Raw genomic sequence first — 22,278 nt, forward strand, 5'->3', positions numbered from 1 at the left:
CGATGAACGTCATCCTGCCGCCCGAGCCGGGCATCCGTGTCAGCCTCGCCGAGCTGATCGAGATGCGCCATCGTGTGCGTGAAGTGCAGCTGTTTTCCACGCCGAGCCAGCGCAGCCCGCTGATCGGCTTGCACCACTCCAAACTGCGCGGGCGCGGGGTGGACTTCGATCAGGTGCGGGTCTATCAGGCCGGCGATGACGTGCGAAGCATCGACTGGCGCGTCACCGCCCGCACCCAGGAACCCCACACCAAGCTGTTCCATGAAGAGCGCGAGCGGCCGATTTTCATCATGGTCGAGCAAAGTCGCCGGCTGTTTTTCGGCTCGGGGCTGATGTTCAAATCGGTGCTCGCCGCCCAGGCCGCGAGCCTGATCGGCTGGGCCGCACTGGGTCATAACGATCGCGTCGGCGGACTGGTGTTTGGCAACAACGAACACTATGAAATCAAGCCACGACGCAGCAAACAGAGCCTGCTGCAGTTGCTCAACCGTCTGGTGCGGGTCAATCAGTCGCTGCACACGGAAAACGAGCCGGACCGGGATGCCTTCAACATTGCCCTGCGCCGTGCCCGGGAAGTCCTGCGCCCCGGCAGCCTGGTGATCATAATCTGCGACGAACGCACCCTGACCGAGGGCGCCGAACAACAGCTGAGCCTGTTGTCGCGGCATTGCGATCTATTGCTACTGCCGGTATCCGATCCACTGGATCACGCCCTGCCCGCCGCCGGGCTTTTACGCTTCGCCGAACGCGGCGCGCAACTGGAACTCGATACCCTGAATTTCGAGCTGCGCCAGACCTATCGCGCCCAGGCCGAAGCGCGCCTCGCTCGCTGGGAATTGCTGGCGCAGAAGCTTCGGGTATTGCTGATGCCCCTGAGCACCCAGAGCGAGATGGTTGAACAATTGCGCGAATACCTGAACCCACAGAAACCGGGGAAAGGCCGATGAGCAGCCTCGATCAACTGCAACCACTGATCTCCCCGCCACCGATCGAATTCTGGCCACCGGCACCGGGCTGGTGGCTGTTGCTGTTGTTACTGCCGCTCATCGGTTTCGGTCTGTGGAAGGCAAGGCGCTTCCTTCCAGACAAAGGCCCCATCGTGCGCGCCGAGCAACCGCTGGACCCGGTGCGCCTCGCCGCGCTGGCCGAATTGGCGCGCATGCCAAAACCTTACGACGGCGCTCCGGCCGGTGCCTGGCTGCAGCAACTCAACGGTTTGCTCAAACGCCTGTGCCGCAACCACTACCCCTACAGTCAGAGCCATACCCTCAATGGGCGCAAATGGCTGGCATTCCTCGACAATCGCTGCCCGGCCGCCGGCCTGACCCGCTGGATGGTGCTGGTCGAAGGCGCCTACAAACCCGAATGCAAACTCGACGACAAGGCCATCGCCGGCCTGACTCAGGCTGTCGACACCTGGATTCGTAAACATGTTTGAGTTCGCCTGGCCATGGATTTTTACCCTGCTGCCGCTGCCCTGGCTGATGCGCATCGTGCTGCCTGTCGCCGACAGTGGCGAGCCGGCGCTCAAAGTCAGCTTCCTCGGCGACCTCGAAGGCCTGGCTCGCCGCCGCGCTCGGGCCAACCTGCCGGCCTGGCGCCAACAGGCCCCGTTCATGCTGCTGTGGCTGTTGTTGCTGATCGCCGCGGCGCGCCCGCAATGGCTTGGCGAACCGCTGCCCATCGCCGCCAGCGGTCGCGATCTGCTGGTCGCGGTCGACGTATCTGGCTCGATGGATTTTCCCGACATGCAGTGGCAGGACGAAGAAGTCAGTCGACTCACATTGGTTCAGCACTTGCTCGGTGACTTCCTTGAAAGTCGCGATGGCGATCGCGTCGGCCTGATCCTGTTCGGCAGCCAGGCGTATCTGCAAGCACCGTTGACCTTCGACCGGCACACGGTGCGCGTGTGGCTCGACGAGGCGCGGATCGGCATCGCCGGCAAAAACACGGCCATCGGCGATGCCATCGGCCTGGCCCTCAAACGCCTGCGCCAACGCCCGGCACAAAGTCGCGTACTGATTCTGGTCACGGACGGCGCCAACAACGGTGGCCAAATCGACCCGCTCACGGCTGCGCGGCTGGCAGCCAGCGAAGGCGTGAAAATCTACCCGATCGGTATCGGCGCCGATCCGGAGCAAAGCGGCACTTTGGGTTTCCTGGGGGTCAACCCGAGCCTCGACCTCGATGAGCCCTCCTTGATGGCGATCGCCGAAGCCACGGGCGGCCAGTATTTTCGCGCCCATGATGACAAGGAGCTGCAAGCGATCAAGGACACCCTCGACAAACTGGAACCGGTGACCCAGCAACCGACTCAGGCCCGCCCGGCTCAGGCGTTGTACCACTGGCCTTTGGCGATGGGGTTGCTATTGAGCATGCTGCTGGTGGTTCGCGAACGCTGGCCTGACAACCCATTGCGGCGACTGTTCACCAAGGACCTTCTGCAAAATCAACTGCCCGACTGGCGCCAGCGGCTTAAGCGCCTGCGTCTGCGGAGGCGTCGATGAGTGCACTCTGGCCGTACGTGTTCCGCCCCTGGTGGTTACTGTTGTTGCCATTGCTTGGCTGGTTGCTCTGGCAGCTCTGGCATCGGCAGAAACGCGCCGGGCGCTGGCAGATGATTCTGCCTCCGGCCTTCCATGCGGCGTTGCTCAGTGGTGGCAACGGTCGCGACAGCAAATTGCCGTGGGTCATCCTTGGATGTGCCTGGGTCCTGACCGTCCTGGCGCTGCTCGGCCCGAGCTGGGAACGTGTCGAGCAAGCCAGTCAGAAACCCGCCGACCCGTTGGTCGTGGTCCTTGAGCTGACCCCGGAAATGCTCGCCACCGACGTCCCCCCCAACCGGCTGGAACAGGCCCGGCGCAAGCTGTTCGACCTGCTGGAGAACCGCAGCGATGCCCAGACCGCGATCGTCGTCTACGCCGGCAGCGCTCACACGCTGGTGCCACTGTCGGATGATTTGTCGACCAGCCGCAATCTATTGGATGCCCTCAAGCCTTCGCTGATGCCCCAGGCAGGACATCGCGCCGATCTGGCGGTGACCAAGGCCCTTGCCCTGCTGGAACAGGGCGCACTCGGTGACGGGCGGATCCTGCTGATCGGTTCGACCTTGACCGAACTGGAACGCCAGGGGATTCAGCAGGCGCTGGACGGCAAGTCGACACAATTTCTGATGCTCGGTATCGGCACCGCCGAAGGCGCGCCGATCACCCAGGAGGACGGCAGTTTTCTGAAGGACGACCAAGGCGCGATTCTGGTGCCACATCTGGACGAGCCAAGCCTGAAAGCCTTTACCAGCGACCTGGACGGACGCTATCGCCACGCGCGCCTGGACGATGCCGACCTGCGCGCCCTCGGTTTGCTCGACGGTCCACGCGCGCTGCGCAATGACGGTCAGACCCTGCGCCTCGATACGTGGGCCGATCAGGGTTACTGGCTGTTGTTGCCGTTGCTGCTGCTCGCGGCGTGCGCCGGTCGTCGCGGCTGGCTGTTCTGCGTGCCACTGTTATTCCTGTTGCCACAACCGAGTTATGCCTTCGACTTCAACGATTTGTGGCTGCGACCCGACCAACAGGGTCTGATCCTGCTGAAGCAGAAGCGCTCGGCCGAGGCTGCGCAGCATTTCGAAGATCGCCAATGGCAAGGCGTGGCGCTCTACGAAGCAGGCGACTACAGCGACGCCGCCCAGCGGTTCGCCGAAGGCAGCGACGCCCACGCCCACTACAATCGTGGCAACGCCCTGGCAAAAAGCGGTGAGCTGGAAGCCGCGCTGGATGCCTACGAACAGGCGCTGGAGCGTCAACCGGATTTGCGTCCGGCCCTGACCAACAAGGCGCTGGTGGAAAGTCTGCTCAAGCAGAAAAACACTCCACCGCCCGTTGCACCGGACAAAAACGCCGGCAACGAGACCGAGCCTCCCACGCAAGAACCGCCGCCGGGCGCGGCCACACAACCAGCGGATAATGGCGAACCGAAAACCGACGGCCAACAAACCACGACGGACTCCGACCAACAGAGCAACACGCCTTCGAAACCCGGCACCAATGAAGTCCCGGGCAGCGAACTGGGGAATGAAGACAGCACCCGACCACCGATGCGGCCGGCCAGCGACAACATCGATGGAGAACAGCGCCAGGCGCTGGAGCAATGGCTGCGCAAGATCCCCGATGATCCGGGTGAATTGCTCAGACGCAAATTCTGGTACGAACAGCAACAACATCAGGATCAGGAAAAAACTCGATGACCCGCTTCACCACTTTCTTGCTCGCATTGCTGCTTTGCACTGTTCAGGCTCAGGCTGCGGGGCTGGTCGCCAGTGTGGATCGCAGTCGCCTGAACAGCGGCGAAACGATTGAACTGACCCTGGAATCCAACGATGTGACGCAGTTCGGCAAGCCTGACCTGACACCGCTGGAGCCGTTGTTCGACGTGCGCGGCACGCGTCAGGTCAACCAGTTGACCACCCTGAACGGCGACAACCGTGCAACCACGCGCTGGATCATCACCCTGCTGCCTCGGCAGAACGGCAGCGTGGTGATTCCGTCACTGCAACTGGGTGACGTGCAGAGCCAGCCGATCACCCTGCAAGTGGTCGAGACCGAAACCCAGGACAGTCCGACCAAACGGGCCCCGGTGTTCATCGACGCCAACCTCGATCAAAGCAGCGTTTACGTGCAGGCCCAGGCGATCCTGACCTTGCGCATCTACCATTCGGTGTCGCTGTACGACGACAGCAGCCTGCCTCCTTTGCAAATTCCCGATGTGCGTATCGAGCAACTCGGCGAGGCGCGCACCTACGAGAAAGACATCAATGGCCTGCGCCACGGCGTGATCGAGATGCGCTACGCGATCTACCCGCAACACAGCGGTGAGCTGATTATTCCGCCGCAGATATTCAATGCCGCACTCGTGGACGCACAGCCCGCCAAGGACTCCGACGCGCAGGCACCGAAATCGGGCAAATTGATGCGGGTCAGCTCCGCCGAGATTCTGCTGACCGTCAAGGCCAAACCCGTCACCTACCCGGCCGACGTGCCATGGTTGCCGGCCCGTAGCCTCAGCCTGAGCGAAAGCTGGAACCCGGAACCGGATCATGCGCAGGTGGGTGATTCGTTGACCCGCAGCCTGACGGTAAAGGCTGAAGGCCTGGACAGTTCGCAATTGCCACCGCTGCCCGCCACCGATGTCAACGGCTTGCGGCGCTACCCGGATCAACCGGTATTGGGCAACCAGAACAGCGAACGAGGCCTGATCGGCAGTCGCGAAGACCGCGAAGCCCTGGTGCCGACGCGTAGCGGCGCAATCGAGTTGCCCGCAGTTGAAGTGATCTGGTGGAACACCTTCGAGGACCACCTGGATCACAGCAGCCTGCCGGCCCAAACCCTGCCAGTGGCGAATAATCCGAGCCTGATGGTCGACACCCCGGCCGGCATGCCACAAGTCTTTTCCGCTGCCGACAACGAAGCCCTCTGGTGGTGGAAACTCAGCACCCTGATCCTGGCCTGCACCACCCTGCTGGGCTTCGGTCTCTGGTGGCGCGCCCGCTGGCAACCGGCGATCCTGCGCGCGGCGCAGACCGGCCCGAGCCCGCGCACCGTGCTCGACGATCTCAAGCGCGCCTGTCAAGCCAACGACACCCACGCCACCCGTCAGGCCCTCGACGCCTGGGCCCGGCAACAACCGGAAACCCTGGCCGATATGGCGGCGCGTTTTGTGCCGCTGTCCGACGCCCTCGATGGCTTGAACGGCGCGCTCTACAGCGAAACCGGCCAGCATTGGCAAGGTGACGATCTGTGGCGGGCGATCAAGGCGATTCCGATTGCCGAGCGGGTTCAGGACCCGGTTGGCGACAGTGGCCTGCCGCCGCTTTATCCGAAGTAACGGCCCCTAGCGGTCGAGATGGAACTCGGCGTCCAGATGAATGGCCTGTAAAAAAGCGCTGTCGTGTGAGACGACGATCAATGCCCCTTGGTACTGATTGAGCATCTGCTCCAGCGCAATTTTACTGGGCAAGTCCAAATGGTTGTCCGGCTCGTCCAGCAATAGCAATTGCGGTGGCCGCTGTGCATATAACTGCGCAGCCAGTGCTATTTTCAGACGTTCGCCGCCGCTCAACTGGCAGGTCTTGAGCATCGCACGATCCGCATCGATGCCCATCTGCGCCAACCGGGTTCGCGCCTCGGCTTCGGGCAACTCCGGATTACTCTCGTAGAGCCATTGCACCGCGGTGCGTTCGGGGTACTGCAATCCGGCGTGTTGATCCAGCCAGCCAACATGGCAACTGCAGATAAGTTCGCCTTCGCGCACCGGCAGTTGGCCGGCGATCACTCGCAACAGGGTCGACTTGCCGCTGCCGTTGACGCCCAGGATCGCCATGCGCATAGGCCCCGTCAGCGTCAGATTGACCGACGCCGCGTAACCGAACGGGAGAATGACGTCGTTGAGCTGCACAATCATCTTGCCATTGGGCACTACGCTTTCCGGAGACAACATCATGCGTTGAATGTCCGGCGCGCACCGCGCACGGGCCTCGGCGATACGTTGTTGTTGCTGCTCCCGGGCCACCTGTTGATTGAGGCGCAATTTTCCCTGACTGTTTTCACTGCGCTCTTTCTGTGCGTTGGTAATCAGCTTGGTCTGATTGCCGTCACGGGCCTGACGGTCGCCGCGCGCATTACGCCGTTGCTGACGCTCCATCTGCACGACCATCTCACGTTGCTCACGCTTGGCCTGCGCCCGCTCACCTTGCAATGCCGACTGGAACGACTGCTGTTCTTGCTCGCGTGCCGCCGCATATTGACTGTAGTTACCGCCATAAACCGCCGGCCCCAAGGGCGAAAGCTCGACGATTTCGTTCACGTGTTCCAAAAGTCCGCGGTCGTGGCTGATCAACACCAGACCGTTGGGCCAGCGAGCGATCTGCTGTGCAAGCTTGTGTTGCTGATCAATATCCAGGTGATTGCTGGGCTCATCCAGAATGAGCCAGTCGGCTCTGGACAACCACGCCCCCATCAGCGCCACCCGTTGTCGTTCGCCACCACTGAGGGCGTCGGTGCACGCGTCGGCATTCAAATGACCCAGGCCGATCTGCTGCAGCTCCGCCTCAAGGCGTGCGGCGCAATCCCATTGATCGACTGCCAGCGAATGGTCGTCATCGTCGACGCTGCCTTGGGCAATGCGATCCAGTGCCGCCAGAATAGGGGCGACCCCGGCCAGTGCGGCAACGCTGGGATAGCGCTCGGGTTCCAGTAACTGCGCCACGGCGTAAACCCGCCCTTCGCGGCGAACGATGCCGCTGGTGGGCAGTTGTTCCCCCGTCAGGAGCCGGCCAAGCAAGGACTTGCCACAGCCATTGGCGCCCACGATGCCGGTGGCCCTGGTACTGAAGGTGTGGCTCAAGTGATCGAACAGAACGCGCCCGTCGGGCAGGTTGAACGACACTTGATCAAGTTGAAGTAACCGTTGGGTCATGACGCCTCCTTAAACAATAAAACTCCCTGATGCTGCGCAACAGCGTTCGACTGCCCTCCACCATACTGAAGCTGTACCACCCAATCGACAGGCAATCTTTCAAGGCTTTCAGCATCCCCGGTCTTTTGCCAGTAAACTCCCTCCCCTTTAGTCGCCATCATTTCCCTCGCGGCCATCACCTTATTTCCTACGGAGTTCACCTTGCGTCTGTTTCACACCTCCGACTGGCACCTTGGACAAAACCTGCACGGCCAGGAACGCGATTTCGAACACGCCTGCTTTCTCGAATGGCTGCTGCGCCAGCTGAAGCTGGACCAGCCAGACGTGCTTCTGATTGCCGGCGATATCTTCGACACGGTCAATCCGCCGGTCAAAGCCCAGGAACGTCTCTACGATTTCATCGTCAGTGCCCATGAACAGCAGCCGAAGCTGACCATCGTGATGATCGCCGGCAACCACGATTCCGGCTCGCGCATTGAACTGCCCGCGCCGCTGATGCGGCGTTTGCGCACGCATGCGCTGGGTCGTGTGCTGTGGCTGGATGACGGTCAACTCGACGCCGAGCGTCTGCTGCTGCCATTACCGGATGCCAAAGGCAAAATCGTCGCCTGGTGCCTGGCGCTGCCGTTCCTGCGCCCCGCCGAAGTGACCGGTGCGCATTTGGGTGACAACTACCTGCGCGGTATCGGTCAGGTTCACGAATGGCTGATTGAAGCGGCCAATGCCAAGCGCAAACCGTGCCAGGCGCTGATCGCTATCAGTCACGCGCACATGGCCGGCGGTTCGGTCTCGGAAGACTCCGAGCGCAGCCTGATCATCGGTAACGCCGAAGCGCTGCCCGCCAGCCTGTTCGGGCCGAGCATCAGTTACGTCGCCCTCGGCCACTTGCACAAGCCGCAGAAGGTCAATGGTGAAGAGCGTATCCGCTACAGCGGCTCGCCGATTCCGTTGTCGTTCTCCGAGATTGGCTATCAGCACCAGATTCTCGACATCAATCTGAAAGGCGAAACCCTGGTCAGCGTCGAACCCAAACTGATCCCCCGGGCGGTGAATCTGCAACGCATCGGTCCCGCACCATTGGCGGAAATCCTGCTGCAACTGGCCGACCTGCCAAACATCGACCTGCTGGCCGATATCCAGCGCCAGCCGTGGCTGGAAGTTCGGGTGCGCCTCGATGAGCCGCAACCCGACTTGCGTTATCAAGTGGAAACCGCCCTGCAAGGCAAAGCCGTGCGTCTGGTGCGGATCGCCGCTGAATACGCCGGCAACGGCAGCCGCGATGGCGTGGATGACGGCACGACCTTGATCGAACTCGACCAGCTCACGCCTCAGGAACTGTTCAGCCGCGCCTGGCAGGACAACTACGGCAGCGAGGTCGACGAGCAAACACTCAAGGACTTCGCCGAGCTGTTGCAAGACGTGCAGATGGAGAGCGAACAAGTATGAAGATCCTCGCGATCCGCCTGAAAAACCTCGCCTCACTGGCCGGGCCTTTTGAAATCGACTTTACCGCTGAACCGTTGGCCAGCGCCGGTCTGTTCGCGATCACCGGGCCGACCGGCGCCGGTAAAAGCACGTTGCTCGACGCCTTGTGCCTGGCGCTGTTCGGTGCTGTGCCTCGGCTGAGCAATGCTCAGGTGTCTGCCAAAGCGCCAGACGCCGACGGCGAAATCAGCACGGGCGACCCCCGCACGCTGCTGCGTCGCGGCACGGGTGAAGGTTATGCCGAAGTCGATTTCGTTGGCATCGATGGCCGTCGTTACCGCGCTCGCTGGGAGGCTAATCGCGCCCGGGAGAAGGCCGGCGGCAAGCTGCAAGCCAGTCGTCAGAGTTTGCGCGACATCGATCTGGATCAACTGCTGGCCAGTCAGAAAGTTGAATTCAAAACTCAGCTCGAATCCGTACTGGGCTTGAACTTCGAGCAATTCACCCGCGCGGTGCTGCTGGCCCAGAGTGAGTTCAGTGCTTTTCTCAAGGCTAACGACAACGAACGTAGCGAGCTGCTGGAAAAACTCACCGATACCGCGCTCTATACGCGCCTCGGTCGCCGGGCGTTCGACAAAACCAAAGAGGCTCGCGAAACCCACAAGTTATTGCAGGACCAGGCCACCGGCGTGACGCCGTTGTCGCCAGAAGCCCGCGCGGAACTCGATGAACGCTTCAACGAGGCTCAGCAGCAACTCAAGACCCAGCAAGCGCAACTCAAGCAATTGGAACTGCAACACACCTGGCTCAAGGACCTGCGCCAATTGCAGGACGAGCAGCAGAGCGCTACCGAACAGCTGCAATCGGCCCAGCAGCACTGGGAAGTTCTGGCCGGCGAACGTTTGAAGCTGACTCGCCTGGAGCAACTGGCCCCGCAACGGCACCAGTTCGCCCGCAAGACCGAACTCACTGCCCAGCTCACACCGCTGGCCGCGCAGATTCAGCAGCACACCCAACAGCAAGCCGAACTGAACGAGCGCCAGGCGCAACTCGAACACAGCCTGAGTGCTGCACAGACCGCGCTGGTCGAGGCCCAAAGCCAACACACCTCCAGCGCTCCGCTGCTGCGTCAGGCCTTCGAAGAGCAAAGCACCCTCGCCCGTCTGGTCAAAGACGCCAGTCTCAGTGCCGACCTCAAGCAGCAGGCGGAACTGGCCTGCACTCAGGGCCAAAACACGATCCAAGGCCTGCTCGACCAACAGAAACTGGTCGCCGAACGTTTGCAGCGAATTGCCGGGGAGCTTGAGCAAAGCACTCCTCTGGCCCCCTTGAGCGATGCCTGGAACGCCTACCGTGATCGCCTGCAACAGCTGATGCTGATCGGCAATCGCCTGAACAAGGGCCAGGCTGAACTGGCCGCCTTGGAACAAAGCGCCGCTCGCGCTGCCGAGGACCTGTCCACCCAGCGCCAGAGCCTTGAAGTGCTGTACAAGGAAGCCGGCGCCGAACCGGAGGCGGTGGCCGAGCAGATCCGGATTCTCGGGAGTCTGTTGCAGGATAACCGCAAGCAACAGCGAGCCTTTGAAGAGCTGACGCGACTGTGGGCCAGTCAGCAGGAACTGGACAAGCGCGCGTCCGAACTCCAGCAGCGCCAGCTGAGCGCTCAGCAAGAACGAGAACGCCTGACCCAGGACGGTGTGAAAGCCAAGAATGAATTGGTCGTTGCCGAACAGACACTGACCGTCACCCGCGAACTGCTGGAGCGCCAGCGTCTGGCACGTAGCGCCAGCGTCGAAGAACTGCGCGAGCAGTTGCAGGACGATCAACCGTGCCCGGTCTGTGGCAGCCCCGACCATCCCTATCATCAGCCCGAAGCCCTGCTGCAGAGCCTTGGCCGGCATGATGAAAGCGAACAGGCCAACGCCCAGAAAGCTGTCGATCTGTTGAAAGAAAAGCTCACTGAACTGCGCGCTGAAGTGGGCGGCGTGATTGCGCAGCAAAAGGAGTTGCTGCAACAGCAAGAACACCTCGCGACCCAGCAGCAGAGCCTGGCGCCGAGCCTTGAAGCACATCCGTTATCGGCGCAGCTGTTGACGCAGGATGCGGCTAAACGCGATGCCTGGCTGGTACAGCAAAACAACCAGTTGAACCAAAGCATCACTCAGGACGAACAACGGCAAACCGCCCTGCTCACCCTGCAGCAAGACGCCGCGCGCCTTCAACAGCAACTGCGTAGCGCTGAAGCAGCGAACCAGCAAGCTGCCCAACACCTGACCAACCAGCAACGTGAGTTGAGCAGTGATCGCCAGCGTCTGGACGAGGAGTTGACGGCGTTCAGCACCCTGCTCCCGGCCGATACGCTGCAAGCCTTGCGCAACGAACCGGCCGCGACCTTCATGCAACTGGACCGGCAGATCACCCAGCGCCTGGAACAACTCGATCAGCAACGCGATGAACTCAGCGAACAGCAACAACGGCAGCAGACGCTGGAGAAAGAACAGGACCGCCAACTCACTCGCCTCCAGCAGTTGGAAACGGCCCGACAGCAGTTCACCGCCCTCGCCGACCAGCAACAGGCCTGCCAGCAAAAACTGACGCAATTGCTCGGCGAACACACCAGCGCCGAGCAGTGGCAGCAGCAACTGGATCAAGCCGTCGAACAGGCGCGCAATGCCGAAGCGACGGCCAATCAGGAACTGCAAACCGTGCGTACGCGGCTGGCGCAGCTGGGCGCCGAACTCAAGGCCCAGCAGGAACGCTCGCAGGCACTGGACACCGAAGATCGCGAGCTGAGCGGCAAGATTGCCGACTGGCGCGCACTGCATCCGGAACTGGATGACGGTGGCCTGGAAGCTCTGCTGAGTGTCGACGACCAGCAGGTCAGCGAACTGCGCCGGCAATTGCAGCAAAGCGAAAAAGCCATCGAACAGACCAAGGTTCTGTTGCAGGAACGCGATCAGCGTCTGCTCAATCACCAGGCACAGCACAACGGCAATCTCGACGCCGAACAACTGGCGACAGCGCTTGCCGAGCTGCAAAACCTGTTCACCGCCAGCGAACACCGTTGCGCCGAACTGCGCGCCGAACAGGCCGAAGATCAGCGCCGGCAAAACGCCAATCAGGCCCTCGCTCAGCAGATCGCCGACGCCTACACCGAGTACCAGCGCTGGGCACGTTTGAATGCACTGATCGGTTCGGCCACGGGCGACACCTTCCGCAAGATCGCCCAAGCCTACAACCTCGACCTGCTGGTGCATCACGCCAACGTTCAGTTGCGGCAACTGGTGCGGCGCTATCGCCTCAAACGTGGCGGCAGCATGCTCGGGTTGTTGGTGATGGACACCGAGATGGGCGATGAACTGCGTTCGGTACATTCGTTGTCCGGCGGCGAGACGTTCCTGGTGTCGCTGGCTCTGGCGCTCGGCTTGGCGTCCATGGCATCGAGCACGCTGAAAATCGAATCATTGTTCATCGACGAAGGTTTCGGCAGCCTTGATCCGGAATCCCTGCAACTGGCCATGGACGCTCTCGACGGCTTGCAAGCGCAGGGACGAAAAGTCGCGGTGATTTCACACGTGCAGGAAATGCATGAACGGATTCCGGTGCAGATTCAGGTCCGCCGTCAGGGCAACGGCCTGAGTACGCTGGAGGTGAAATGAATACGCTGTATTCCTTCCGCCGCTGCCCCTACGCGATGCGGGCGCGCATGGCCCTGCGCTACTCCGGTGTGGCGGTGAATATTGTCGAGGTCAGCCTGAAGGCCAAACCAGTCGAAATGCTGGCCCTGTCGAGCAAAGGCACGGTACCGGTGTTGAGCGTCGACGGTCAGGTGATCGATGAAAGCCTGGCGATCATGCACTGGGCCCTGGCGCAGAGCGATCCGCAGGATTGGTTGCTCAAGGATGATCCTGTCGGGCAGCAACTCATCGCCGAGCTGATCGAAGAAAACGATCAGGTGTTCAAGGTGCACCTGAATCGCTACAAGTACGCCGAACGATATCCTGAGCAGCCGATGACGTTTTATCGCGCCGAGGGCGAGGTGTTTTTGCGTAGGCTCGATGAGTTGCTGGAGGGACGCGACTACTTGCTGGCCGAGCATCCGAGTCTGGCGGATGTAGCGCTGATGCCATTCGTACGGCAGTTCGCCCATGTGGATCGCGAGTGGTTCGGGCAGACGCCCTATCACCGTTTGCAGGCCTGGTTGCAGCGGTTTCTGGAGTCGGAAAGATTCACATCGGTGATGGCGAAGTAGAGCGCGATCCCTGTAGGAGCTGCCGAAGGCTGCGATCTTTTGATCTTCGCATTGTCGCTGCCGCCAAAGATCAAAAGATCGCAGCCTTCGGCAGCTCCTACGGGTGGTCTCAGGCGAACACTGCACACATCTGCAACGCCGAGCAATCCACGTGGAACGGCCCGAAGAAATCGTTCTGGCGTTCCATTGGCGGATTGCCAGCCAACAGCCCCTGGGCCTTCTCGGTTTCAATGTTACGAGCAAGGTTGTGATTGGCTTCGATAGTCCGTGCCACCGACCCCGCCGAGCCCTGTCCGATCCCCAGCAAGGAAGATCCATTGGTCATGAACGCCAGGAAGGCGATGACCCAAAGTCTGTGCCCTTTCATTCCCCGGCGACTCCTGCGAGTTCAGCCTGATCGACCATCGCGGTTTGCGAACGGTGTTCAAACTGGATGCCGGGATGAGCGACTTGAATCGGCGCATCGAGGGTCTGTAGCGATTGAGGCGAGAGGCTGAAAACCAGCACCATGGCTACGTAAAGAGCGATAGCCAGGTAGGCGCCGTATTTGGCAGAAGTGATGATTGAGCTGGCCATGATGTTCTCCGCAGGCATGTTTCGATGCCCACAGAATCGATCAAAAAAGCGGTGATAACCACTCAGGGTTATCCATAGTGACCATCAGCTTCGTTGATCATTAAGCCAGACTATTTCAGTCTTCAATAAAACTCATCAAGCGCTCGCGGGCCGCATCCGGCTCGTCTGGAACGGGCTGGGCAGCCGAAAGAATGGGGGTGGAATAGAGAAACAGAAGAACCACGGCCAGACGCATTGCCATGCTGTCGAACCTTATCATGAGAAGGAGTCAAAAAATCAGCGTCAAATTTAAACTTATGGCTATGTGATATCAAGCAATACATTGATGGCAATATGATGCTGTCGTAAACGCGTTATGCAGGAGCGACATCACTCAGGTCTCTCGAAGCGTTTCAGCTCGATCGGCGCAAGTGACTTCGCTCCTGCATAAAGGGTGCAGGGTTCAAATTTCAGGCTTGGGTCTTGTGATCCAGAGCCGCGTAAAAGTTGGCGCTCTGTTGCAGGTATTTCTGGGTGTAGCTTTGTGCGTGGGATTTTTTGTCGCTGATTTCAACGTTGGCGCTGGCTGGCAGAGCAACGGTGGCCGAGATAGCGGAAGCGGCGATTACGGAGAAGAGATTGAAGTTCATGGCGGTGTTCCTCGGATTCAGTTGGCTTGCTTGCCCGGTGGGGCCGTGAAGCAAACTTAACCTTCGAGGTTGGCACCTTGAAATCTTTTGTAGCATTAGCAGATATCAGCGTCATTAATAGAAGGATGCAGGCCCCATCAACCGGGGCCTGCGGCCTATTGACGCACCAGAAACTTGAGGTCGCTCGGGGCATCCATCGGCAGTTTTTGCACGGTTTTACCCAGCAGGCCTGTCTTTGAATCGCGTTCGACGACGACAATCTGGTTGCTTTTCTGATTGGCGATCAACAAGAACTTGCCACTCGGATCGAGGCTGAACTCACGCGGGTGATCACCTTCAACAGAACGGCGCTGCAGTTCCTTGAGGTGCCCGGTCGCAGGATCGATGGCGAACACCAGCAGCTGATTGGCGGTGCCACGGTTGCTGACGTAGAGGAACTTGCCATCACGCGACGCGTGAAGTGCACCGGCCGCCTTGTCCGAAACGGGCTGACCCGTCGCCAACTCGACCATTTGCGTTTGCTTGAGTTGGCCGTCCTTGTAGTCGAACACCGCAACCTGCGCGCTCATTTCCATGACCAGCCACGCGTGCTTGCCATCGGCGCTGAACAGCAGATGACGCGGCCCGCTGCCGGGTGGCAACTGCACGGACGCCGGTGTAGCGGCGGTCAAGGGCAGTTCCGGGTTGGCCTTGGGGTCGAAGCGATAGGCAAAGATCTTGTCGGCACCCAGGTCATTGGAGAACACATACTGGCCGTCCGGCGAGGGAACCGTGGAATGCACGTGTGCCGACATCTGCCGCTCGGGATTGACCCGGCTCGATGGATGGCTGCTCATCTGCACCACGGGCTTGAGCTTGCCATCGGCGCCCACCGGCAACACCGCCAGGGTGCCGCCCGGATCTTCAGACACCGAATAGTTGCTGACAAACAGGTGACTGGCTTCAAGGCCGAGGCTCGAATGAGTCGGCTCGTTGCCCAGGCTTTGCACCTGATTGATCAGGCTCAGTTCATGGGTCTTCGGATCGATCGCATAACTGCTCACGCGCCCTACCGGATCGGTCTGTCCCGGGCCGTTTTCGTTGACCACGAACAGCTGGCGCTGGTCCTTGGACAGGGTCAGCCAGGATGGGTTTTCGCTCTTGACCACTTGCAGCGGTTTGGCATCGATCTGCCCGGTGGCGCTGTCGAAGTTCAGGCGATAGATCCCTTGGCTCTGACCGGCCGTGTAGGAACCGACCAGCAACTGATAGTCGTCGGCGAATGCAGCCTGAAAACCCATCGCGCCGACACTGCCGGCCATCAACAGTGGCCAGAGCTTACGCATCCTCATTCGCTTCTTCCTCGTCGTCATCACCGCGGAACGCGGTCATGCATACCAACCGGTGCTCACCGGAACTGCCGGTGATCAGCCAGCTTTGCAGGTCTGGATCGAAGGTCGCGGCCTCGACTTCGGCCGGGGTGAACTCCCAGTGTTTGGACACACGACCATCCAGGCATTCGATGTGCAGGTTATCGTCTTCATCGAGGGAGAATTCGAAGGCGTGCAGCCCGTCGATTTCCACCATATCGCAGTGTTCGAGGGTGGCGAGCAAGGTGTCGGTTGGGGCGGTCATGGCAGTCAATCTTTGAATGGGAAAGACGCAATGATAGCTCATTGCGCCTGAGACCAATGTGGGAGCGAGCTTGCTCGCGATGAGTCCGTGCCAATCACATCGATGTTGAATGACATACCGCCATCGCGAGCAAGCTCGCTCCCACAGGGGATTGTGCTCGCCGTTAGAGGGCGTCGCGGGAAAGTTGGCCGTCCACCAGGCGTTGAATGCGCAGCGGATTACCCTTCTTCAAGGCATCTGGCAGCAGGCTGTCGGGGTAGTTCTGGAAGCACACCGGGCGCAGGAAACGGTCGATGGCCAAGGTGCCCACTGACGTGCCGCGCGCATCGGACGTTGCCGGATACGGCCCGCCATGGACCATCGAATCGCAGACTTCCACCCCGGTCGGATAACCGTTCAGCAGGATCCGTCCGACCTTCTGTTCCAGCAACGGCGTCAGCTCAGCGAACTGCTCGAAGTCCGCCGGTTCGCCAATGATCGTCGCCGTCAGCTGCCCGTGCAGGCCGTTCAATGCGGCGCTGAGTTGCGCCCGATCGGCCACTTCGAGGAACACTGTGGTCGGGCCGAACACTTCTTCCTGCAGCACTTCATCGCCCTTGATCAACAGGCTGACATCCGCCTTGAACAGCTGCGGTTGCGCCTGATTGCCTTGTTGCGGACTGCCGGCGAGATGCTCGATGCCCGGATGGGCGAGGAGTTTTTGCAGGCCTTGGCCATAGCTGCTCAAGGTCCCGGCATTGAGCATGGTTTGCGCCGGTTGATCGCCGATCAGCCCTGCGACCTGCTGAATGAAGGCGCTGAACTGCGGCGAGCGAATACCGATCACCAGCCCGGGATTGGTACAGAACTGGCCGCAGCCCTGAACCACCGAAGCGGTCAGGTCACGGGCGACCGATTCGGCGCGAACTTGCAGCGCCTGCGGCAAAACGATCACCGGGTTGATGCTCGACATCTCGGCGAACACCGGGATCGGTTGTGGACGCGCGGCAGCCATGTCGCACAACGCACGACCGCCTTTCAACGAACCGGTAAAGCCTACCGCCTGAATCGCCGGATGCTTGACCAACGCTTCGCCGACCCCACCGCCATAGATCATGTTGAACACGCCGGCCGGCATGCCGGTTTTTTCTGCGGCCCGGATGATCGAGTTGGCAACGAGTTCGGCGGTTGCCATGTGACCGCTGTGAGCCTTGAACACCACCGGGCAACCGGCGGCCAACGCCGAAGCAGTGTCGCCGCCGGCTGTGGAGAATGCCAACGGAAAGTTGCTCGCACCAAACACGGCCACCGGTCCGAGGCCGATGCGGTATTGGCGCAGGTCCGGACGCGGCAACGGTTGGCGCTCCGGCAGTGCCTGATCAATCCGCGCTCCGTAGAAATCACCGCGCCGCAGTACTTTGGCGAACAGACGCATCTGACCGCTAGTGCGACCTCGTTCGCCTTGAATCCGTGCCGCTGGCAGCGCGGTTTCGCGGCAGACCAGCGCTACAAAGTCATCACCCAGCGCGTCCAGTTCATCAGCAATCGCATCGAGAAATTGCGCCCGGCGTTCGGCGCTCAAGCTGCGATAGGCCGGGTAGGCGGCAGCGGCAGCCTTGGCGGCGGCATCGACCTCTTCGAGGGTGGCCTGGTGGAAACTGTAAGGCAGGTTTTCGCCCGTGTTGGCATCAACGCTGTTGACGATGATTTCGCCGGCAGCGCTGCGCTGACCGGCGATGTAGTTGTGACCAAGAATCTGGGTCATGCCTATCTCCTTAAAGGGTGCCGACGGTGCCGGGCTCGAATGCTGCGTCAACCGGTGCAATCCCGTTGATCAACGGTGCACCGAACTCGGCCTGACTGATCTCGAACACGTCACCCGGCTGAGTGCGAATGCCGTCGGCAAAGGACAGGGTCGCAGTGCCGAAGAAGTGAATGTGCACATCGCCCGGACGCAGGAACTGGCTGTACTTGAAATGGTGGTACTCGAGGTTTTCCAGGCTGTGGCACATGTTGGCCTCGCCACTGAGGAACTCGTTCTGCCACAGCACTTCACCGTCACGCAGGATGCGGCTGGTGCCTGCCAGATGCTCCGGTAATTCACCGACCCGAAGTTCCGGGCCATAACTGCAACTGCGCAGTTTGGAATGGGCCAGGTAGAGGTAGTTTTTGCGTTCCATCACATGGTCGGAGAACTCGTTACCCACCGCGAAACCGAGGCGATACGGTTTGCCGTCGTGGCCGATGACATAGAGACCGCTGAGCTCCGGCTCCTCCCCCGCGTCTTCGGCAAACGGCGGCAGCGGGAACGGATGGCCCGGACGCACGACGATGCTGCCGTCGCCCTTGTAGAACCATTCCGGTTGTACGCCGGCCTGCCCCGCCGTCGGTTTGCCACCCTCCACGCCCCATTTGAAGATGCGCATGGTGTCGGTCATCGCGGCTTCGTCGCCGACTTGCTGATGCATCTTGTCCCGCGCCGACGCACTGCCCAGATGGGTCAGGCCCGTACCGCTGACCAGCATGTGCGCGGGGTCCGGGTGATCCAGTGGCGGCAGGATGCGCAGCATGGCCAACAGTTCTGCATAGTCATGGCTGATGCTCAGGCCCAGGGTTTTCACCTGTTGCTCAAGATTGACGCCCGCCTCGATCGCCGCCAACGCCAGGTCGCGAACCGTGCGTGCGTCCTTCACTTCGCGCACCAGACCGTCTTCGACCACGCCCACCCGGCGCTCGTCGTTACTCAATTCGAACTGAACTAAACGCATGATTTTCTCCTTTGAACAAACTCGAAAACGCCACAAAACCAATGTGGGAGCGAGCCTGCTCGCGATGAGGCCGTCACATCCAACAGTAATGGTGACTGACACTCCGCTTTCGCGAGCAAGCTCGCTCCCACAGTTGATTGGTGTGAATCCTCAGGTGCGGGTAGCGCCACGGGCGCTGGCCGCGAACTGGTCGGCCGGCAGTACGTGCTTTCGTTCCAGCAGGCGATAAACCACACCGGTCAACACCAACCCGAACACCATCACACCCGAAAGGAAATACAGGCCCGAAGCCAGGTTGCCGGTGTATTCCTTGAGCGCGCCGATCACGAACGGACCGATGTAGCCGCCGAGGTTGCCCACCGAGTTAATCAAGGCGATCCCGGCCGCCGCACTGGCGCCGGCAAAGAAGCGGCCCGGCAAGGTCCAGAACACCGCCGTGCAGGAAAACAGCGCGAAGGCCACCAGGCACAACGCCGCCAGTTGCAGCACAGGCACCGTCAGCCAGGCACTGAGGAACAGGCCGATGGCACCCAATACGTAAAGCACCGCCAAGTGGCCGTAGCGATCATTCAAGCGGTCGGAACTGCGCGGAATGATCAGCAACCCGATGATCCCGAAGATGTACGGCACCGACGACACGAAACCGGTCACCAGATCCGTGCCCCCGAACTGCTTGATCAGGGTCGGCAGCCACAAGCCCAGGCCGTAGATGCTCAGGGTCACCGGCAGATAGAACAACGCCAGCAGCAAGACACGTTTGTCCTTAAGGGCGTGCAACGGATTGCCGTGGCGGGTCTGGCCGTATTCCTCAAGGTCCTTTTTCAGTTCGCCGGTCAGCCAGTCCTTCTCGGCCTGGTCCATCCACTTCACCTGTTTCGGGCCATCCGGCAGCCAACGCAGCACTGGCCAGGTCAACAGGATCGCCGGAGCGCCGATGACGATGAACAGCCACTGCCAGCCATGCAGGCCAAGAATGCCGTCCATGCCGAGCAGACCGCCGGACACCGGGCCGGTGATCAACATGGCGATGGGTTGGGAAAGGATGAATAACCCGAGGATCTTGCCGCGATGGCGCACCGGGAACCACTGGGTGATGTAGTAGAGAACGCCCGGAAAGAACCCGGCTTCCGCGGCGCCGAGCAGAAAGCGCATCACATAGAAACTGTGCGGCCCCTGGACGAAGGCCATGCCAATGGTGATGGCGCCCCAGGTGACCATGATCCGCGCAAACCAGCGCCGCGCGCCAAAGCGTTCGAGCATCAGGTTGCTAGGAATTTCCAGCAGGAAATAGCCAATGAAAAACAGCCCGGCACCCAAGCCGTAAGCCGCGTCACCAATGCCGAGGTCGGCGCCCATGTGCAACTTGGCGAAGCCTACGGCGGAGCGATCCACATAGGCGATCAGGTACAGCAGGATCAGGAAGGGAATCAGTTTCAGCGTGATGCGACGAATAAGCCGCAGTTCCTGGCTCATGAGATCGGTCTCCGATTGTTGTTGTTATAGAACCTCGGGGGACGCCTCTCGCAGAAAACCGCCAGGGCAATCCCTCCGTTGAAACGGACTATATAGTAATACTATTTACGCAACAACACTTCCAAACAGTCGGATTTGCGCTTATGTTACGCCTTAGCTCGAACAATATAGTCATACAATAAGAGAACAGATCATGTCTGATAAGAAACCCACCCTGCGCTCCGCCCAATGGTTTGGCACTGCCGACAAGAACGGCTTCATGTACCGCAGCTGGATGAAGAATCAGGGCATCGCCGACCACCAGTTCCACGGCAAGCCGATCATCGGCATCTGCAACACCTGGTCGGAACTGACCCCGTGCAACGCGCATTTCCGCCAGATTGCGGAGCACGTCAAACGTGGGGTGATCGAGGCTGGGGGCTTTCCCGTGGAATTCCCGGTGTTCTCCAACGGCGAGTCGAACCTGCGTCCGACCGCCATGCTCACCCGCAACCTGGCGAGCATGGACGTCGAAGAAGCGATTCGCGGCAACCCGATTGACGGTGTTGTGCTGCTGACCGGTTGCGACAAAACCACCCCGGCGTTGTTGATGGGCGCGGCCAGTTGCGACGTGCCGGCCATCGTCGTCACCGGCGGGCCGATGCTCAACGGCAAACACAAGGGCCAGGACATCGGCTCGGGCACCGTGGTCTGGCAACTCAGCGAACAAGTGAAAGCGGGCACCATCACCATCGACGATTTCCTTGCGGCCGAGGGTGGCATGTCCCGCTCGGCCGGTACCTGCAACACAATGGGCACCGCGTCGACCATGGCCTGCATGGCTGAAGCACTGGGCACTTCCCTGCCCCACAACGCGGCCATTCCTGCCGTCGATGCGCGTCGTTATGTGCTGGCGCACATGTCCGGCATGCGCGCAGTGGAGATGGTTCGCGAAGACTTGAAGCTGTCGAAAATCCTCACCAAGGAAGCCTTCGAAAACGCCATTCGGGTGAACGCCGCTATCGGTGGTTCGACCAACGCCGTGATCCATTTGAAAGCCATTGCCGGGCGCATCGGTGTGGAGCTGGACCTGGATGACTGGACCCGCATCGGTCGCGGCATGCCGACCATCGTCGACCTGCAACCGTCCGGGCGTTTCCTGATGGAAGAGTTCTACTACGCCGGCGGCCTGCCAGCAGTATTGCGCCGCCTCGGCGAAGCCAACCTGATTCCGCATCCGAATGCCCTGACCGTCAATGGCAAGACCCTCGGCGAGAACACCAAGGACGCACCGATCTACGGCCAGGACGAAGTGATCCGCACCCTCGATAACCCGATTCGCGCCGACGGCGGCATCTGTGTGTTGCGCGGGAATTTGGCGCCACTCGGCGCGGTGCTCAAGCCCTCAGCCGCCAGCGCCGAACTGATGCAACATCGCGGGCGTGCGGTGGTGTTCGAAAACTTCGACATGTACAAGGCACGGATCAACGATCCGGAGCTGGAGGTGGATGCCAACTCGATTCTGGTGATGAAGAACTGCGGTCCGAAGGGTTATCCGGGCATGGCCGAAGTTGGCAACATGGGTTTGCCGGCCAAGTTGCTGGCCCAAGGCGTGACGGACATGGTGCGTATTTCCGATGCGCGCATGAGCGGCACAGCGTACGGCACTGTGGTTCTGCATGTAGCCCCGGAAGCGGCCGCTGGCGGACCTTTGGCGACCGTGAAGGAAGGTGACTGGATCGAACTCGACTGCGCCAACGGTCGTCTGCACCTGGACATTCCCGACGCCGAACTGGCAGCGCGCATGGCTGATCTGCAGCCACCGCAGCAACTGATCGTGGGCGGTTATCGTCAGCTGTACATCGATCATGTGCTGCAGGCGGATCAGGGTTGCGATTTCGACTTCCTGGTCGGTTGCCGTGGTTCTGAGGTACCGCGCCACTCTCACTAACCCCACCAATCCCCTGTGGGAGCGAGCTTGCTCGCGAAGGCGGTCGATCATCCAACATTAATGTTGAATGTGCGGCCCTCTTCGCGAGCAAGCCCGCTCCCACATTTGATCTATGCCCGCCTCAAGATTGCGCCGTGCCTGTTATCATGCGCGGCACCCCAT

General features: G+C 60.8%; 19 protein-coding genes. 9 read left to right on the forward strand and 10 right to left on the reverse strand.

All coding sequences use genetic code 11. The features are described 5' to 3' along the window. The first annotated feature begins 2 nt into the window (after positions 1 to 2). From ACMXYJ_RS19425 to ACMXYJ_RS19445, 5 genes are read left to right on the forward strand one after another with little or no spacing between them, the layout of a single operon-like run. Positions 3 to 947 (forward strand): DUF58 domain-containing protein, encoded by a 945-nt coding sequence (locus ACMXYJ_RS19425; RefSeq protein WP_008150798.1) that lies wholly within the window; start codon positions 3 to 5, stop codon positions 945 to 947. After that, the gene (locus ACMXYJ_RS19430; RefSeq protein WP_415756486.1) at positions 944 to 1,438 is read left to right on the forward strand and encodes a DUF4381 domain-containing protein; all 495 of its coding nucleotides are present in this window, start codon (positions 944 to 946) and stop codon (positions 1,436 to 1,438) included. Before ACMXYJ_RS19425 ends, ACMXYJ_RS19430 begins: the two co-directional genes overlap by 4 nt. Next, entirely contained in the window at positions 1,431 to 2,507 is a 1,077-nt protein-coding gene (locus ACMXYJ_RS19435) for a vWA domain-containing protein (RefSeq protein ID WP_415756487.1), read from the forward strand. Before ACMXYJ_RS19430 ends, ACMXYJ_RS19435 begins: the two co-directional genes overlap by 8 nt. Then, entirely contained in the window at positions 2,504 to 4,243 is a 1,740-nt protein-coding gene (locus ACMXYJ_RS19440; RefSeq protein ID WP_415756488.1) for a tetratricopeptide repeat protein, read from the forward strand. Before ACMXYJ_RS19435 ends, ACMXYJ_RS19440 begins: the two co-directional genes overlap by 4 nt. After that, positions 4,240 to 5,880: a BatD family protein gene (locus ACMXYJ_RS19445; protein ID WP_415756489.1), complete on the forward strand. Its 1,641-nt coding sequence runs from the start codon at positions 4,240 to 4,242 to the stop codon at positions 5,878 to 5,880. Before ACMXYJ_RS19440 ends, ACMXYJ_RS19445 begins: the two co-directional genes overlap by 4 nt. Before the next feature lie 6 nt (positions 5,881 to 5,886). Here ACMXYJ_RS19445 and ACMXYJ_RS19450 read toward each other — a convergent pair whose 3' ends face one another. Further along, a complete protein-coding gene (locus ACMXYJ_RS19450; RefSeq protein WP_415756490.1) occupies positions 5,887 to 7,470 on the reverse strand; it encodes an ABC-F family ATP-binding cassette domain-containing protein in 1,584 nt (527 codons plus the stop codon). A 201-nt stretch (positions 7,471 to 7,671) separates the two neighbouring features. Here ACMXYJ_RS19450 and ACMXYJ_RS19455 point away from each other — a divergent pair, with 201 nt between their 5' ends. Genes ACMXYJ_RS19455 through ACMXYJ_RS19465 form a run of 3 tightly spaced genes read left to right on the forward strand, consistent with a single transcriptional unit; the run spans position 7,672 to position 13,147 of the window. Beyond that, the gene (locus ACMXYJ_RS19455; RefSeq protein WP_415756491.1) at positions 7,672 to 8,916 is read left to right on the forward strand and encodes an exonuclease SbcCD subunit D C-terminal domain-containing protein; all 1,245 of its coding nucleotides are present in this window, start codon (positions 7,672 to 7,674) and stop codon (positions 8,914 to 8,916) included. Next, the gene (locus tag ACMXYJ_RS19460; RefSeq protein WP_415756492.1) at positions 8,913 to 12,554 is read left to right on the forward strand and encodes an AAA family ATPase; all 3,642 of its coding nucleotides are present in this window, start codon (positions 8,913 to 8,915) and stop codon (positions 12,552 to 12,554) included. Before ACMXYJ_RS19455 ends, ACMXYJ_RS19460 begins: the two co-directional genes overlap by 4 nt. Further along, on the forward strand, positions 12,551 to 13,147 hold the full coding sequence (locus ACMXYJ_RS19465; protein ID WP_415756493.1) for a glutathione S-transferase: 597 nt from the start codon (positions 12,551 to 12,553) through the stop codon (positions 13,145 to 13,147). Before ACMXYJ_RS19460 ends, ACMXYJ_RS19465 begins: the two co-directional genes overlap by 4 nt. 109 nt (positions 13,148 to 13,256) lie before the next feature. On the opposite strand, the gene ACMXYJ_RS19470 is transcribed toward ACMXYJ_RS19465, so the two are convergent. From ACMXYJ_RS19470 to ACMXYJ_RS19510, 9 genes are all read right to left on the reverse strand, one after another. Continuing rightward, positions 13,257 to 13,514, reverse strand: coding sequence for a hypothetical protein (locus ACMXYJ_RS19470; protein WP_415756494.1), 258 nt, complete (start codon positions 13,512 to 13,514; stop codon positions 13,257 to 13,259). Continuing rightward, positions 13,511 to 13,723 (reverse strand): hypothetical protein, encoded by a 213-nt coding sequence (locus ACMXYJ_RS19475; protein ID WP_415756495.1) that lies wholly within the window; start codon positions 13,721 to 13,723, stop codon positions 13,511 to 13,513. Before ACMXYJ_RS19475 ends, ACMXYJ_RS19470 begins: the two co-directional genes overlap by 4 nt. Positions 13,724 to 13,838: 115 nt before the next feature. After that, the gene (locus tag ACMXYJ_RS19480) at positions 13,839 to 13,964 is read right to left on the reverse strand and encodes a hypothetical protein (RefSeq protein WP_255141673.1); all 126 of its coding nucleotides are present in this window, start codon (positions 13,962 to 13,964) and stop codon (positions 13,839 to 13,841) included. A 208-nt stretch (positions 13,965 to 14,172) separates the two neighbouring features. Then, on the reverse strand, positions 14,173 to 14,352 hold the full coding sequence (locus tag ACMXYJ_RS19485) for a hypothetical protein (protein ID WP_008030101.1): 180 nt from the start codon (positions 14,350 to 14,352) through the stop codon (positions 14,173 to 14,175). Positions 14,353 to 14,507: 155 nt separating this feature from the next. Next, positions 14,508 to 15,677 (reverse strand): lactonase family protein, encoded by a 1,170-nt coding sequence (locus ACMXYJ_RS19490; protein ID WP_415760764.1) that lies wholly within the window; start codon positions 15,675 to 15,677, stop codon positions 14,508 to 14,510. Next, positions 15,670 to 15,966: a DUF5629 family protein gene (locus ACMXYJ_RS19495; RefSeq protein ID WP_134097098.1), complete on the reverse strand. Its 297-nt coding sequence runs from the start codon at positions 15,964 to 15,966 to the stop codon at positions 15,670 to 15,672. The genes ACMXYJ_RS19490 and ACMXYJ_RS19495 overlap by 8 nt, the downstream gene beginning before the upstream one ends. Positions 15,967 to 16,129: 163 nt before the next feature. Continuing rightward, a complete protein-coding gene (locus ACMXYJ_RS19500) occupies positions 16,130 to 17,710 on the reverse strand; it encodes an aldehyde dehydrogenase (NADP(+)) (RefSeq protein WP_415756496.1) in 1,581 nt (526 codons plus the stop codon). A 10-nt stretch (positions 17,711 to 17,720) separates the two neighbouring features. After that, positions 17,721 to 18,713, reverse strand: coding sequence for an AraD1 family protein (araD1, locus tag ACMXYJ_RS19505; RefSeq protein ID WP_415756497.1), 993 nt, complete (start codon positions 18,711 to 18,713; stop codon positions 17,721 to 17,723). A 150-nt stretch (positions 18,714 to 18,863) separates the two neighbouring features. Continuing rightward, entirely contained in the window at positions 18,864 to 20,186 is a 1,323-nt protein-coding gene (locus ACMXYJ_RS19510) for an MFS transporter (RefSeq protein WP_076030998.1), read from the reverse strand. Positions 20,187 to 20,379: 193 nt separating this feature from the next. Here ACMXYJ_RS19510 and ACMXYJ_RS19515 point away from each other — a divergent pair, with 193 nt between their 5' ends. Beyond that, positions 20,380 to 22,116 (forward strand): IlvD/Edd family dehydratase, encoded by a 1,737-nt coding sequence (locus ACMXYJ_RS19515; RefSeq protein ID WP_008157040.1) that lies wholly within the window; start codon positions 20,380 to 20,382, stop codon positions 22,114 to 22,116. Positions 22,117 to 22,278 lie beyond the last annotated feature (162 nt).

The sequence above is a fragment of the Pseudomonas arabinosi genome (assembly GCF_047758675.1).
Taxonomy (GTDB): domain Bacteria; phylum Pseudomonadota; class Gammaproteobacteria; order Pseudomonadales; family Pseudomonadaceae; genus Aquipseudomonas; species Aquipseudomonas arabinosi.

Excerpts from the sequence above, each read along its gene's own strand:
- ACMXYJ_RS19475 (WP_415756495.1), bottom strand. The coding sequence starts at position 13,723 with ATGGCCAGCTCAATCATCACTTCTGCCAAATACGGCGCCTACCTGGCT.
- ACMXYJ_RS19425 (WP_008150798.1), top strand. The coding sequence starts at position 3 with ATGAACGTCATCCTGCCGCCCGAGCCGGGCATCCGTGTCAGCCTCGCC.
- ACMXYJ_RS19515 (WP_008157040.1), top strand. The coding sequence starts at position 20,380 with ATGTCTGATAAGAAACCCACCCTGCGCTCCGCCCAATGGTTTGGCACT.
- ACMXYJ_RS19440 (WP_415756488.1), top strand. The coding sequence starts at position 2,504 with ATGAGTGCACTCTGGCCGTACGTGTTCCGCCCCTGGTGGTTACTGTTG.
- ACMXYJ_RS19495 (WP_134097098.1), bottom strand. The coding sequence starts at position 15,966 with ATGACCGCCCCAACCGACACCTTGCTCGCCACCCTCGAACACTGCGAT.
- ACMXYJ_RS19435 (WP_415756487.1), top strand. The coding sequence starts at position 1,431 with ATGTTTGAGTTCGCCTGGCCATGGATTTTTACCCTGCTGCCGCTGCCC.
- ACMXYJ_RS19470 (WP_415756494.1), bottom strand. The coding sequence starts at position 13,514 with ATGAAAGGGCACAGACTTTGGGTCATCGCCTTCCTGGCGTTCATGACC.
- ACMXYJ_RS19510 (WP_076030998.1), bottom strand. The coding sequence starts at position 20,186 with ATGAGCCAGGAACTGCGGCTTATTCGTCGCATCACGCTGAAACTGATT.
- ACMXYJ_RS19485 (WP_008030101.1), bottom strand. The coding sequence starts at position 14,352 with ATGAACTTCAATCTCTTCTCCGTAATCGCCGCTTCCGCTATCTCGGCC.
- ACMXYJ_RS19445 (WP_415756489.1), top strand. The coding sequence starts at position 4,240 with ATGACCCGCTTCACCACTTTCTTGCTCGCATTGCTGCTTTGCACTGTT.
- ACMXYJ_RS19460 (WP_415756492.1), top strand. The coding sequence starts at position 8,913 with ATGAAGATCCTCGCGATCCGCCTGAAAAACCTCGCCTCACTGGCCGGG.
- ACMXYJ_RS19480 (WP_255141673.1), bottom strand. The coding sequence starts at position 13,964 with ATGGCAATGCGTCTGGCCGTGGTTCTTCTGTTTCTCTATTCCACCCCC.
- ACMXYJ_RS19490 (WP_415760764.1), bottom strand. The coding sequence starts at position 15,677 with ATGCGTAAGCTCTGGCCACTGTTGATGGCCGGCAGTGTCGGCGCGATG.
- ACMXYJ_RS19450 (WP_415756490.1), bottom strand. The coding sequence starts at position 7,470 with ATGACCCAACGGTTACTTCAACTTGATCAAGTGTCGTTCAACCTGCCC.
- araD1 (WP_415756497.1), bottom strand. The coding sequence starts at position 18,713 with ATGCGTTTAGTTCAGTTCGAATTGAGTAACGACGAGCGCCGGGTGGGC.
- ACMXYJ_RS19465 (WP_415756493.1), top strand. The coding sequence starts at position 12,551 with ATGAATACGCTGTATTCCTTCCGCCGCTGCCCCTACGCGATGCGGGCG.
- ACMXYJ_RS19500 (WP_415756496.1), bottom strand. The coding sequence starts at position 17,710 with ATGACCCAGATTCTTGGTCACAACTACATCGCCGGTCAGCGCAGCGCT.
- ACMXYJ_RS19430 (WP_415756486.1), top strand. The coding sequence starts at position 944 with ATGAGCAGCCTCGATCAACTGCAACCACTGATCTCCCCGCCACCGATC.